General features: G+C 71.0%; 12 protein-coding genes and 1 tRNA gene. 10 read left to right on the top strand and 3 right to left on the bottom strand.

Annotated features, from left to right (window positions below):
• Window positions 1-35: 35 nt before the first annotated feature.
• The gene (locus AC5L35_RS29880) at window positions 36-971 is read right to left on the bottom strand and encodes a serine hydrolase (RefSeq protein WP_495063052.1); all 936 of its coding nucleotides are present in this window, start codon (window positions 969-971) and stop codon (window positions 36-38) included.
• Window positions 972-1229: 258 nt separating this feature from the next.
• Between AC5L35_RS29880 and AC5L35_RS29875 the strand changes: the two genes are divergently transcribed.
• The 6 genes from AC5L35_RS29875 to topA all read left to right on the top strand — a co-directional run bounded on the left by AC5L35_RS29875 (window position 1230) and on the right by topA (window position 9347).
• Complete coding sequence (locus tag AC5L35_RS29875) at window positions 1230-3542, top strand: sodium-translocating pyrophosphatase (RefSeq protein WP_495063051.1); 2313 nt, start codon at window positions 1230-1232, stop codon at window positions 3540-3542.
• 133 nt (window positions 3543-3675) lie between these two features.
• Window positions 3676-4230: a hypothetical protein gene (locus AC5L35_RS29870; protein WP_495063050.1), complete on the top strand. Its 555-nt coding sequence runs from the start codon at window positions 3676-3678 to the stop codon at window positions 4228-4230.
• Between the two features lie 74 nt (window positions 4231-4304).
• Window positions 4305-4898, top strand: a complete 594-nt coding sequence (locus AC5L35_RS29865; RefSeq protein ID WP_495063049.1) for a hypothetical protein — start codon at window positions 4305-4307, stop codon at window positions 4896-4898.
• Window positions 4899-4990: 92 nt separating this feature from the next.
• A complete protein-coding gene (locus tag AC5L35_RS29860; RefSeq protein WP_169393951.1) occupies window positions 4991-5608 on the top strand; it encodes a hypothetical protein in 618 nt (205 codons plus the stop codon).
• Window positions 5609-5676: 68 nt separating this feature from the next.
• On the top strand, window positions 5677-6270 hold the full coding sequence (locus AC5L35_RS29855) for a hypothetical protein (RefSeq protein ID WP_495063048.1): 594 nt from the start codon (window positions 5677-5679) through the stop codon (window positions 6268-6270).
• Between the two features lie 371 nt (window positions 6271-6641).
• Window positions 6642-9347 carry a type I DNA topoisomerase gene (topA, locus tag AC5L35_RS29850; RefSeq protein WP_495063118.1) on the top strand — a complete coding sequence of 902 codons (2706 nt, stop codon included), beginning with the start codon at window positions 6642-6644 and terminating at the stop codon, window positions 9345-9347.
• A 46-nt stretch (window positions 9348-9393) separates the two neighbouring features.
• Here the strand turns inward: topA and AC5L35_RS29845 are convergent, their stop codons facing one another.
• The gene (locus tag AC5L35_RS29845; protein WP_495063047.1) at window positions 9394-9864 is read right to left on the bottom strand and encodes a GatB/YqeY domain-containing protein; all 471 of its coding nucleotides are present in this window, start codon (window positions 9862-9864) and stop codon (window positions 9394-9396) included.
• A 109-nt stretch (window positions 9865-9973) separates the two neighbouring features.
• Between AC5L35_RS29845 and AC5L35_RS29840 the strand changes: the two genes are divergently transcribed.
• The 3 genes from AC5L35_RS29840 (at window position 9974) to AC5L35_RS29830 (ending at window position 12091) form a co-directional block, all read left to right on the top strand.
• Window positions 9974-10915 carry a metallophosphoesterase gene (locus AC5L35_RS29840; RefSeq protein ID WP_495063046.1) on the top strand — a complete coding sequence of 314 codons (942 nt, stop codon included), beginning with the start codon at window positions 9974-9976 and terminating at the stop codon, window positions 10913-10915.
• Window positions 10916-10939: 24 nt separating this feature from the next.
• Window positions 10940-11013: transfer RNA gene (locus AC5L35_RS29835), tRNA-Pro, on the top strand.
• A 442-nt stretch (window positions 11014-11455) separates the two neighbouring features.
• Window positions 11456-12091, top strand: coding sequence for a pyridoxamine 5'-phosphate oxidase family protein (locus AC5L35_RS29830; protein WP_495063045.1), 636 nt, complete (start codon window positions 11456-11458; stop codon window positions 12089-12091).
• A 29-nt stretch (window positions 12092-12120) separates the two neighbouring features.
• On the opposite strand, the gene map is transcribed toward AC5L35_RS29830, so the two are convergent.
• Window positions 12121-12900, bottom strand: a complete 780-nt coding sequence (map, locus tag AC5L35_RS29825) for a type I methionyl aminopeptidase (RefSeq protein WP_495063044.1) — start codon at window positions 12898-12900, stop codon at window positions 12121-12123.
• Window positions 12901-13157: 257 nt separating this feature from the next.
• Here map and AC5L35_RS29820 point away from each other — a divergent pair, with 257 nt between their 5' ends.
• Entirely contained in the window at window positions 13158-13643 is a 486-nt protein-coding gene (locus tag AC5L35_RS29820) for a YkgB family protein (RefSeq protein WP_495063043.1), read from the top strand.
• Window positions 13644-13747 lie beyond the last annotated feature (104 nt).

Here is a 13747-nt window from a genome sequence, read left to right as displayed (position 1 = left end):
CCACGGTGTCCGAGGTTGGCACACCCCGCCGACAGTCAGGCCATGGCCTGAGTGGCCGCGGTGGCGATTCGGGTGAGCTCCTGGCGCGAGACCTCCCAGCCCGGCGCCCGCGGCACCCTGGTCAGCAGCGCCACCACGAAGCGGCGATCGGGACCGACCGCACCCGTGCTGTGCATGTAGTACTTGCCCGAGAAGCAGCACATCCACCCCTGTTTGGCCACCGCTCCCGGGGCACCGGGCCCGTCGACGGCCGGAGCGAGCAGCCCGTACGCCTGGTTGAACCCGTCCGCGGCCCGTGGCGGAGCCGCGTCCATGGCGGAGACGAGCAGGTCGCGGTCGGCGGGTGGCATCTCCTCGAGGATGTGTTGCCAGATCCGCACCGTGTCACCCGCAGGCACCGACACCTCACCCCACTGCGACGGGTCGCGCGGTGCGGTGGTGCCGCTGAGACCCAACCGGCTGCTCACCCGGCCGACGGCGCCGACGCCGTCGAACCGGCTCCACAGCGTGTTCATCGCGCCGTCGTCGCTGGGGCCCAGGGCCCGGTGCAGCAGCGCGATGTCGGGGTCGGCGACGGCCAGGCCCTCGAGCCGCCTGCGGTCGAGGATGTCCACGGCCGCGACGACCTTCGAGAGCGAGGCCGTGTAGTAGGGCTCGGCACCGCGAGCCCCGAGCGCCAGCTCGCCGGTCTCGCGGTCCAGCACGGCCACCGCGAGCTCGGTGGTACCCGCCGCTGCGCCCTCGGCTGCCGCGACCACGGCGCGGGCGAGCTCTCGGCGGGGCGAGGCAGGCGCCGGTGCGGACTGGGAGCCGCGGCCGGGTTCGGCGGCGGCTTGGCCGGCCGGCGCCACGCCGATCGGCGCGGCGAGCCGCTGCTGGGCTCCGGCGGTGGCACGGGCATGGCCGAGTCCGCTCGCCGCGACGATCGGCACCGCGAAGAGGAGCGCGAGCGCGCAGCCGATCACTATCACGCGGGCGCGACGGGGAGCGCGGGGCGTCACATCAACATCACGATCGTCACCATTCGCCAGTCCGCAATCCCAACCGCAATCGACGGACTCGTGATCAGATCGTTAAGCTTAGCGTTTCGCTGCCCCTGCTTCGCGAGGGGCCCACAACACCCCCATACACTGCCGGTGCCTGCACCGCGTTCACCTGCGGCGACGGGTTAGACGCCAGGGGTGCCGTCTGAGTTCCCTGGCCCGGTATTCACTGAACCAGGAGGACGGATGCACGTGTCCACCCTCGCCCAGGGCCTCGAGCTCGGGGCGAATGACCGCATCCTCGTCGGTGTGGTCGCGGTGGTCGCCCTCGCTGCCCTGGCCATCGGCTTCGTCCTGCGCCGGGAGGTCCTCGCCGCCGGCGAGGGCACCCCCAAGATGCAGGAGATAGGCCGAGCAGTCCAGGAAGGCGCCACGGCGTACCTCAACCGCCAGTTCCGCACGCTCGGCGTGTTCGTCGTCATCGTGTTCGTCCTGCTCTTCGCACTACCGGCGGACGACCTCGGCGAACGCATCGGGCGATCGATCTTCTTCCTCGTCGGTGCGGCGTTCTCCGCCACCATCGGCAACCTGGGGATGCGGCTGGCCACCTTCGCCAACATCCGCGTCGCCGCGGCAGCGCGCGAGGAGGGTGGCCGGGAGAAGGCCACCCGCATCGCGTTCCGCACCGGTGGCGTGGTCGGCATGTTCACCGTCGGTCTCGGCCTGTTCGGCGCGGCCGTGGTCGTGATGGTCTACGCGGGCCAGGCACCGAAGGTGCTCGAGGGCTTCGGATTCGGCGCCGCGCTGCTCGCCATGTTCATGCGTGTCGGCGGCGGCATCTTCACGAAGGCCGCCGACGTGGGCGCCGACCTGGTCGGCAAGGTCGAGCAGGGCATCCCCGAGGACGACCCGCGCAACGCCGCCACGATCGCCGACAACGTGGGCGACAACGTCGGTGACTGCGCCGGCATGGCCGCCGACCTGTTCGAGTCCTACGCCGTGACGCTCGTGGCCGCGCTGATCCTCGGCACCGCCGCCTTCGGCCTGCAGGGCCTGCTGTTCCCGCTGATCGTGCCGGCCATCGGCGTGATCACCGCGGTGATCGGTGTCTACATCACCCGTACCCGCGAGGGCGAGAGCAGCCTGACGTCGATCAACCGCAGCTTCTACATCTCCGCCGTCATCTCGGCGGTGCTGTGCGTGATCGCCGCCTACGTCTACCTCCCCGGTAGCTTCGGCGCCCTCACGGGGCCGACGGACACCACGGTCGTCGCCGACATGGCCGGCAGCGACCCGCGGCTGATCGCCTCGGCCGCCGTGATCATCGGCATCGTGCTGGCCGGCGTGATCCTCTGGCTGACCGGCTACTTCACCGGCACCGAGGACAAGCCCGTCAAGACCGTCGGCGAGTCGTCGCTCACCGGTCCCGCCACGGTGATCCTGGCCGGTATCTCGATCGGGTTCGAGTCGGCCGTCTACACCGCGCTGGTCATCAGCGCGGCGGTGTTCGGTGCGTTCGCACTGGCCACCGGGTCGATCACGGTGGCGCTGTTCGCGGTGGCGCTGGCCGGTACCGGCCTCCTCACCACGGTCGGCGTGATCGTCGCGATGGACACCTTCGGTCCGGTCTCCGACAACGCCCAGGGCATCGCGGAGATGTCCGGCGACGTCGAGGGCGCCGGGGTCGGCATCCTCACCGAGCTGGACGCGGTGGGCAACACCACCAAGGCCATCACCAAGGGCATCGCGATCGCGACCGCCGTGCTCGCCGCGACGGCGCTGTTCGGCTCCTACCGCGACGCCATCGGCCAGTCACTGCTCGATGCGGGCGTCACCCTGCAGGACGCCGGCACGGCCTTCGCGTTCGAGGTCTTCGCCCCGAACACGCTCGTCGGCGTGATCATCGGCGCCTCGGTGGTCTTCATGTTCTCCGGGCTCGCGATCAACGCGGTCACCCGGGCGGCCGGCGCGATCGTGTTCGAGGTGCGCCGCCAGTTCCGGGAGAACCCCGGAATCATGGAGGGCACCGTTCGCCCGGAGTACGGCCGCGTGGTGGACATCTGCACCCGCGACTCGCTGCGCGAGCTGGCGACGCCCGGCCTGCTGGCGATCTTCGCCCCGATCGCCGTCGGCTTCGGCCTCGGTGTCGGCCCGCTGGCCGGCTACCTCGCCGGTGCCATCGCCTCGGGCACGCTGATGGCCGTCTTCCTGGCCAACTCCGGCGGCGCGTGGGACAACGCCAAGAAGCTGGTGGAGGACGGCAACCACGGTGGCAAGGGCTCGCCCGCCCACGAGGCCACCATCATCGGTGACACGGTGGGTGACCCCTTCAAGGACACCGCAGGCCCGTCGATCAACCCGCTGCTCAAGGTGATGAACCTGGTCTCGGTGCTGATCGCCCCGGCAGTGGTGACGTTCTCGGTGGGCCCCTCCGCATCGGCCCCGCTCCGTATCGCGATCGCGCTGGTGGCGGTGGCGATCATCGTCGGGGCCGTGGTCGTGTCGAAGCGGCGCTCCACGTCGATCGCGGACACCCCGGCGGCGAGTTCGGTCAGCTGACCGCTCGACCCCTCCCGGATGCCGCTCACCCGCTCGGGTGGGCGGCCTCCGGTGTTACTGAGGGCTACCAGTACTTTGCCCGCGGATCGACGCGCGCCGCGCGTCCTGACAGCGCAACGTCGCGGAGGACCGCATGAGTACTCGCAGGCTCACCGGCACGCTCGCCTCGGCGTTGGTGCTCCTCGTCGCCACCGGATGCGGCAGCGGAGTCGACACCGAGTCCGACGCGGTGGCGTGGACCGACCAGGTCTGTGGAGCGCTCTCCGGTTTCGCCAGGGCCGCCACGACGCAGCCGCAGGTGAACGGGACCGACCCGGTCGCCACGGTGCGCGGGCTCGGCGACTACTTCGGCGCCACCGCCACCGCCGTGGACGGGTCGATCACCGCCCTCGACGCGGTCGGACCGTCACCGGTGGCCGGCGGCGACGAGTACGTCGCACGGCTCAAGGGCGCGCTGGCGCAGATCCGCACGAGCTTCGACGCGGCCAAGGGGCAGCTCGCGGGCGTCGACACGTCGAGCCAGCAGGCGATGGCCGTCGCCCTGCCGGCTGCGATGGCCCCGCTGCAGGAGCTGCGGAACCTGGCCGACCCCACGGCGGGTCTGCAGGCCACCGATGAGCTCAAGACCGCCGCCGACAAGTCGTCGAGCTGCCAGCAGGTGCGCTCGACCACGTCGCCTGCGCGCTGACCGGGTCTGGAGTCATGGGTCGCCCGCGCCGCCGTGCACACTGGCCGGCCACGTCCCCTCGAGTCGGGAGCAACATGCCGGCGACCTCGCGCCCTGCACTGATCGTCCTGGTCCTCGCCACCCTGCTGGTGGGCGTGACGGGCTGCACCACGACCGTCCAGGGCATGGCCAACCCGGCCGGTTCGATGCCGGCCACCACGGCTGATCCCGTGAAGTGGGTCGACGGGGTGTGCGGCGCGCTGCTGCCCTTCGTCCGGACCGCGGGCACTCCCCCGCAGCTCAGCTCCGCCGCCGACCCCGCGGGGCTGGCCAGGGGCATCAGCGACTACCTCGGGCAGAGCGCCGGGGCGGCCGACTCGGCGATCGGCGGGATGACGCGGGTCGGCCCCTCGCCGGTCGCGGGCGGCGACGACGTGGTCACCCGGCTCGCTCAGACGCTCACCACGTTCAAGACCTCGTTCCAGACCGTCAAGGCCCAGGTCGACGCGGTCGACACCAAGGACCGTAAGGCGGTGGTCACCGAGCTGCCCAAGGCGGTCGCGCCGCTGCAGGATCTCGCGAATCTGCCGGACCCGACGGTCGATCTGAAGGCCAGTCCCGAACTGGACCAGGCGAGCGAGCATGCACCGAACTGCCGGCTGGTCCGGCGCCAGACCAGCGGCCGGTAACACCGGCGACGCCGTTGCCGGGCCTCGGTGATCACTGCCCGAGGCCTCCCGGGCAGACTGGCGCCCTCCCTCCCCCGATCCGGAGCCGGCGCATGACTCGAACGACCCGCCCCGCCCTCACGGTTGTCGTGCCCACGGTTGCCGCCGCACTCGCCGTCGCCGTCCTCGCCGGTTGCACCACCACGCTGCCCGGCAGCGCAGCCGCCGATCCCGCTCCGACCCCGACCGAGGGCCCGGGGAGCGACCCGGTGGCCTGGGCCGATCGCCTCTGCGGTGCGGTCATGAGCTTCGCCGTGCCGGCCACGACACCTCCTGCGCTCGCGCCGTCGGCCGACCTGCCCACCGTGCAGCGCACCGTCAGCGACTACCTCGGCACCGTCCTCCACGGCGTGCAGCAGGGTCGCGACCAGCTCACCGCCATCGGCCGCTCGCCCGTACAGGGTGGCAACGAAGCCGTGGGCAGGGCGCAGAGCGCGCTGGAGTTCCTCGAGCAGGACTTCACGGGAGCCAAGACCACCGTGGACGCCGCCGACCCCGGCAATCCCGAGTCGGTGATGGCCGCACTGACCCAGGCCCAGTCGACCTTCGACGCGATCACCCCGCCGAACCCGCTGGCCGATCTGAGCGCCACACCCCGTCTGCAGCGCGCCGCCGAGCGGGCGACCCAGTGCCAGCAGCTGTCCGCTCTGTCGGCCACCGCGCCACGTTAGGAGGCCGCGGCCACGATCATCGGCGCGCCCTGGTGTTCACGCTCGAACGCGTGTTCTACTGTGCGCTCGTGTCGCAGCTGTCGCTGTTCTCCGCCGACGCCCGCCCACCGAGGGTGAGCGACCTCGCCGGACTGCTGTGCGGCCCGGGACAGATAGTCCGCTTCGGAGCAGGCGACCAGGCGCGGCTGTCGATCGTGCTGCCCGATCCCGCGAGGGCACCCGCACTGGCGGCGGCCTGCGCGGGCATCGGCATCGCCATGGGCGCCGTGCAGACCGAGAGCGGCGCCACCGCGTTGCGCTCGGCATTCCGCTGCGACCTGGTCGAGTTGGCCAGGGCGTGGACGAACGGGGCGGTGAAGATGGTGCCGCCGGGATGGCAATTGGACGGGCCGGCGTTACGACTGTGGGCGTTGGCGGCAGGCAGGCCGGACGACCGGGGCGGGTACCTGCTGGCGCTGGACCCACACGCCCCGGACATGCACCTCGCCCTGGTCGCCGCGGCGACCCGGGCAGGCATCCCACCCGCACGGGTGGGACGCGGAACGGCATTACGGATCAGTGGGACACGGCGGGTCCAACGGCTCGTCGAGCTCGTCGGTCCGGTACCGCCCAGAGCCGATGGGGCCGACTGGCCCAGGTACTGGGGCCGCACGGCGTCTTGACGAGCTGGTTAGGCTCTCGCGGCGCAGGCTCGCACAGTGTCGAGCGCGCTACGCCGCGTGGTGTGCGGTGTGACGAGGGCGACACGGTAGGCGGGTGGGTGAACATGAGGTTCCGGTACGTGCCGGAACCGGAGACCCGCATACTCGGTGTCCGGGCACCCCGCGCATCCGGCGCGGTGGCCCTGCAGAACGGCCGGTGCGCGGCGCCGACGCGGCCGTAGACGATGGAGTAGGACCAGGTGGCAACCGGAACGACGAGTGCGAAGCCCGCAGCCCAGAAGGGAACGGGCAGCCGGAAGGCGGCCGTGAAGGCCGACCCGGGTCGACCCAACGGCACAGCTGCGGTCGCCAACGGGCGGCCACGGCGCCGGTTGGTCATCGTCGAGTCCGGGACGAAGGCGAAGAAGATCCAGCAGTACCTCGGCAGCGACTACATCGTCGAGGCGTCCGTCGGGCACATCCGCGACCTGCCGCGCGGCGCCGCCGACGTGCCCGCCAAGTACAAGGGCGAGTCGTGGGCGCGCCTCGGGGTCGACGTCGACAACCAGTTCGCGCCCCTCTACATCATCACGCCGGAGAAGAAGAGCAAGGTCGCAGAGCTCAAGGACGCCCTGAAGTCCGTCGACGAGCTGCTGCTCGCCACGGACCACGACCGCGAGGGCGAGGCGATCGCCTGGCACCTGCTCGAGACGCTCAAGCCCAAGGTCCCGGTCCGGCGGATGGTCTTCCACGAGATCACCGAGTCGGCCATCCGTGCGGCCGTGGAGAACCTGCGCGACCTCGACCACGATCTGGTCGACGCGCAGGAGACCAGGCGCATCCTCGACCGGCTCTACGGCTACGAGGTCTCCCCCGTGCTGTGGAAGAAGGTCATGCCGAAGCTCTCGGCCGGCCGGGTGCAGTCGGTGGCCACGCGGATCATCGTGCAGCGCGAGCGCGAGCGCATGGCGTTCGTGTCGGCGTCGTACTGGGACATCGCCGCGCAGCTCGACGCCGGGGCCGACGCGAGCCCGAGGCAGTTCCCCGCCCGTCTCGTGGCCATCGACGGCACGCGGGTGGCCACGGGCCGCGACTTCGGCCCCGACGGCAGGCTCAAGGGCGCTGATGAGGACAAGGCGACGGCCCGTCCCCTCGACGAGGCGAGCGCGCGCCGGCTGGCCGATGCGCTGCAGGGCCGCGACCTGGCTGTCGAGTCGGTCGAGTCGAAGCCCTACACCCGCAAGCCGTACCCGCCGTTCATGACGTCCACGCTGCAGCAGGAGGCCGGCCGGAAGCTGCGCTTCTCCGCCGACCGCACGATGCGCAGCGCGCAGCGGCTCTACGAGAACGGCTACATCACCTACCTGCGCACCGACTCCACCACGCTGTCCGAGTCGGCGATCCAGGCCGCTCGCTCGCAGGCCCGTGAGCTCTACGGCGACGCCTACGTCCCGGCGCAGCCGCGGCAGTACACGCGCAAGGTCAAGAACGCGCAGGAGGCCCACGAGGCGATCCGGCCGGCGGGAGACACCTTCCGCACCCCGGGCGAGATCGCCCGCGAGGTCGACGGCGACGACTTCCGGCTCTACGAGCTGATCTGGCAGCGCACCGTGGCATCGCAGATGGCCGACGCACGGGGCACCACCGTCAGCGTGCGCATCGGCGGCACCGCGGCCACGGGCGAGGCGGTCACGTTCGCCGCGTCGGGACGCACGATCACCTTCCCCGGGTTCCTCAAGGCCTACGTCGAGACCGTCGACGACCAGGCCGGTGGCGAGGCCGACGACGCCGAGTCGCGGCTTCCCGAGCTCACGCAGGGGCAGGCGCTGACCGCGGCCCGGCTCACCCCGGAGGGCCACTCGACCAACCCGCCGTCGCGGTTCACCGAGCCCAGCCTCATCAAGACGCTGGAAGACCTCGGGATCGGCCGCCCGTCCACCTACGCGTCGATCATCAAGACGATCCAGGACCGCGGGTACGTCTGGAAGAAGGGTCAGGCGCTCGTCCCGTCGTGGATCGCGTTCGCCGTGGTCGGGTTGCTCGAGCACCACTTCGGCCGGCTGGTCGACTACGACTTCACCGCCGCGATGGAGGACGAGCTCGACTCGATCGCCGCAGGCACCCAGGGCCGCACCGACTGGCTCTCCGGCTTCTACTTCGGGGCCGACCAGGGGAGCGCGGGGTCGGTGGCGCGGTCCGGCGGGCTCAAGAAGCTCGTGGGCGTCAACCTCGAGGAGATCGACGCGCGGGAGATCAACTCCGTCCCGGTGTTCGACGACGTCGTGGTGCGCGTCGGCCGCTACGGCCCGTACCTGGAGCGCATCCGCGACGGGCAGTCGCAGCGCGCCAACCTGCCCGACGACCTCCCGCCCGACGAGCTCACCCCGGATGTCGCCGAGCAGCTGTTCTCGGTGCCGCAGGAGGGCCGCTCGCTGGGTGTCGACCCGATGACGGGCCATGAGATCGTCGCGAAGGAGGGCCGCTACGGGCCCTACGTCACGGAGATCCTCCCGGAGCCGGCCGAGCCGGAGGCGCCCACGAACGGTGCGAAGAAGAAGGCGGCGGCCAAGCCGAAGCCGCGCACCGGGTCGCTCTTCAAGGGCATGTCCACCGAGAGCGTCACGCTCGAGGAGGCGCTGCGCCTGCTCTCGCTGCCGCGGCTGGTCGGCACCGACCCGGAGAGCGGCGAGGAGATCACCGCGCAGAACGGGCGCTACGGCCCGTACCTGAAGAAGGGCACCGACTCGCGGTCGCTCTCCGACGAGGAGCAGCTGTTCACCGTCACCCTCGACGAGGCGCTGGAGATCTACAAGCAGCCCAAGCAGCGCGGGCGGCGCACGGCGGCAGCCACTCCGCCGCTGCGTGAGCTGGGTGCCGACGCGGCCACCGGCAAGCCGATGGTGATCAAGGACGGGCGGTTCGGCCCGTACGTCACCGACGGCGAGACCAACGCGTCGCTGCGCAAGGGCGACACCGTCGAGCAGATCAGCGACGAGCGCGCCTCGGAGCTGCTGGCCGAACGCCGGGCCCGCGGGCCGGCACCGAAGAAGGCTCCGGCGAAGCGGACCACCACGCGGAAGAAGGCTCCCGCCAAGTGACGGCCGCGGGCACCCCGGCGGGGCCCGCGTCCGTTCACGTGGCCTCTCAGCCGACGAGCAGGGCCTTCACGGCGGCGGCCACCCGGCCGCCGTCGGCTCGGCCGGCGGTCGCCGCGGTGGCCTTCTTCATGACCTGCCCCATCTGACGCGGGCCGGGCTGCTCTCCCAGCTCGGCGGTGGTCTCGTCCACCGCGGTGCGCGCGATCACGGCGAGCTCGTCGTCGGAGAGCTGCGCCGGGAGGTACCGGGCCAGCACCTCACCCTCGGCACGCTCCTGGGCGGCCAGCTCCTCGCGGCCTGCGGCGGCGAACGCCTCTGCCGACTCGGCCCGCTTCTTGGCCTCCTTGGTGATCACCTTGACGACCTCGGCGTCGTCGAGCTCGCGGGCCTGCGTGCCGGCGACCTCGGCGTTGCCGATGGCCGTCAGCGTCATCCGCAGGGTGGCTTTCACCAGCTCGTCGCGAGCCTTCATGGCGGCGGTCAGATCGGTCCGCAGCTGCTCCTTCAAGGTGCTCACGGCAGTGACGCTAATGCATGTCCGCGCCGCGGCGCCGCGACGCGGCACGGCGCGGAGGCCGGCACGGTGGGGATACCGGATACACGGGCTCTCGCCGTACCCTGACCGGGTGAACAGCTGGGGCCGGCTCGCGCTCGGCGCGACCACGACGGGGGCGGCCGCCGTCGCCTACGCGGCGGGTATCGAGCGCCGGAGGTGGACTCTCCGGGAGGCGACGCTGCCGGTGCTGGCCGAGGGCTCACGCCCGTTGCGCGTCCTGCACGTGTCCGACCTGCACCTCACGCCGCGCCAGCGGAGCAAGCAGCGTTGGGTGGCCGCGCTGGCTGCTCTCGAGCCCGACCTCGTCGTGAACACCGGCGACAACCTGGCCCATCCCCGAGCCGTCCCCTCCGTGGTCGCCGCCCTCGGTCCGCTGCTGCAGTATCCCGGGCTGTTCGTCTTCGGCAGCAACGACTACTTCGGGCCCACGCCGAAGAACCCGGCCCGCTACCTGGTGAAGAGCAAGCGCCGCTCGCACGGCGACCCGCTGCCGTGGCGCGACCTCCGCGCCGCGATGCTGGAGCACGGCTGGTCCGATGCCACCCACACGCAGGTCACCCTCACGGTCTCCGGCGTCACCATCGCCGTGGCCGGCGTCGACGACCCCCACCTCGGCCTGGACCGCTACGAGCGCGTCGCGGGACGCCGCCCCCGCCATGTGGCACTGCGGCTGGGTCTGACCCACTCCCCGGAGCCCCGGGTCCTCGACCGGTTCGCCGCCGACGGGTACGACCTGGTGCTCGCCGGCCACACCCACGGCGGCCAGCTGCGGGTACCGGGTGTCGGCGCACTCGTCACCAACTGTGGCCTGGATCGCTCCCGCGCCCGCGGCGCCTCCCGCTGGGGCGCCCACACCTGGCTGCACGTCTCCGCGGGCCTGGGCACCTCGCCGTTCGCCCCCGTGCGATTCGCCTGCCCGCCGGAGGCCAGCCTCCTCACGCTCGTGCCCCGCGCGTCGGTGGTCCCGACCGCACCGGCAACCCGCGCGTCGGCCGCCGTTGACGTCAGCTAGAGTTGGTCACGGCTCACGGGCCATCGGGGTGTGGCGCAGCTTGGTAGCGCGCTTCGTTCGGGACGAAGAGGTCGCAGGTTCAAATCCTGTCACCCCGACAACAGAACGGCCCTGGTCGGAGGCTCTCTCGGAGCTTCCGACCAGGGCCGTTTTTCCTGTTCAAGGCCACCTACCGCCACGAGGAGTCTCTAGGGGGATCGCGGTCGCGAACCCCGAGGAGATCGGCGCGATCCGGCTCAACTGGCGCACGGCCGACCCCGCGCACCTGGAGTTGCGCGCGCCCAACCTGGTCCTCACAGACCCCACAGGCTCTGCGTGGACCACACCCGGCGCGCGGAACACGCGGTCAGTCGAGGACAAATCCGCTGACGCCCAGACCTGTTGGAGAGGCACCCACGGCTGAGCCGATCGGTCCGCACGAACTTTCCCGCACCCTCGCTGCGTGCCGATCCCGACAATGGTGACGTCGAGCAGGGATTCGCAGCGGAGCCTTTCCCAGATCGGCGGGAGTCGGCGGTTCCGGCGCGTACGGTCGCTGGGGTGAGGGTTGACGACGACACCATCGTCCGCACGGTCGAGCAGCTCGACGCCCTGTACGGCGAGCCGATCGCCGCCGCGGTCACCATGGAGCTCGACCACATTTCGGAGCACTACCAGGCTTTCGTAGAGGCCTCACCATTCGTCGTGCTGGCGACGGCGGGGCCCGAGGGGCTCGACTGTTCGCCCCGGGGCGACCCCCCTGGCTTCGTCCGGGTAGCGGACCCGAAGACCCTGCTCATTCCGGACCGCCGGGGCAACAACCGGGTCGACTCGCTGCGCAACATCGTGCGCGACCCGCGCATCGCGCTGGTATTTCTCATTCCGGGAATCGGCACGTTGCTGCGGGTCAACGGTCATGCCGTGCTGAGCACCGATGCCGCCCTGCGGGAGAGCTTCGCCATGGGCGAGCGGGGTGACAAGGTCCCGGCCTCCGTGATCGTCGTGACGGTCGACGCTGCCTACATCCAATGCCCCAAGGCCCTGATGCGCTCCAAGCTCTGGAACAGCGACACCCGGATCCCGGGCTCGGCCGTCCCCTCGATCGGCACGATGCTCGAAGCGATCACCAACGGCTCCGTCGATTGCCGGGCCTTCGACGAGGCCGCCCCCCAGCGCCTCGAGGAGACGATGTACTGACCCCGCCGAGCTCGACTGCCGGCCCCGGGCTACGGGTGCTCCGGTTCGCGCCGGGTGAGCACCAGCGGGGTGTCCTCGGTGACGGCCACCGTGTGCTCGGAGTGGGCCGTACGCGAGCCGTCGGCCGACCGGATCGTCCAGCCGTCGGCGTCGTAGACGATCCGGTCGGTGGTACGGGCGAACCAGGGTTCGAGCGCGAGGGTCACGCCCGGCCGGAGCGTGAAGCCACGCCCTGCCCGGCCCTTGTTCGGCACGTGGGGATCCTCGTGCATGGTGCGACCGATGCCGTGACCGCCGAACTCGCTGTTGACCGGATAGCCGTGGTCGCGGGCAACCGTCCAGATCGCCGCCGAGATGTCACCCAGGCGGTTGCCCGGACGCGCCACCTCGATCGCCGCCTCCAACGCCTCCTCGGTGGCGCGGATGATCCGCAGGTCCTCCTCGGCGGCGGTCCCGACGACGACCGTGCGCGCCGAGTCGGCCACCCAGCCGTCGACGCCGACCGCAAGGTCCGCGCTGAGCACGTCCCCGTCCCGCAGCGCATAGTCGTGAGGCAGGCCGTGCAGGACGGCGTCGTTCACCGACAGGCAGATGACGTTGCGGAACGGGCCCTTCCCGAAGGACGGCGCGTAGTCCCAGTAGCACGACTCAGCCCCACGCCGCTTGATCATGCCGCGGGCGTGCTGCTCCAGGTCCAGAAGGTTGACGCCCACGTCGGCGAGCCGGCCGACCTCGGAGAGCACCTCGGCGACGAAGCGCCCGGCCACGTGCATGCGTTCGATCTCCGCAGGCGTCTTCAGTTCGATCACGAGCACCTCACCTCACCCGGTTCCGGTATAGTTATACCGGAACGTAGCACGCGCTGGTATAGAAATACCAGCCCGTCCGGTCGCGCCGGCCCGGCGGCGCCACGCGGCGCGCACGAGGCCCAGCCGTTGGCGCAGCGGCCATTTTCCGGTCGAAGTCCCGTCGGCGTCAGATTCCGGTAAGGAATTCGAGAAATTAGCCGGACGTGGGCTCAGCCGAGCGTTTCGAGATGCTCGACGGGCCCGCGAAAGGAATCGACATGACCACCACGCTCCCCGCCCCGGCCACCGACCAGCGCATTACCGTTATCGGATCCGCGATCCTCCGCTACGGGCTTGCCATCATGATTGCCAGGATCGGCGCCCTCAAGTTCGCGAACTACGAGGCCATGGCGATCATGCCACTGATCGCGAACAGCCCGTATCAGAGCTGGCTCTACGACATCTTCAGCGTTCAGACGCTCGCCGGGTTGATCGGTACCGTCGAGATCGTGGCAGCGGTGCTGATCGCACTGCGGCCTCGGCTGCCACGGGCGGCCGCCTTGGGAAGCGCAGTGGCGGTGGTGCTGTTCCTCAGCACCTTGAGCTACCTGTTCACCACTCCAGGAATCGGCGAGGCCGCCGGCGGCGGTTTTCCGACACTCTCCATGACCGGCCAGTTCCTCATCAAGGACCTGGTACTGCTCGGCGCTTCGGTGTGGACTCCGGGCGAGGCTCTTGCGACCCACCACCGCACCGCCCGATAAACGTTCGCATCAAATTCAACCAGTACGGCACTGCATTACTCGTGTCCCTCCAGCAGGGCCGGATCAGGCTGTCGAGCCCACTTCCGACCGCCCCGCCCGAGTCC

Source organism: Pseudonocardia sp. OZ21 (assembly GCF_059359135.1).
This window is presented reverse-complemented; position numbering and strand designations above follow the sequence as displayed.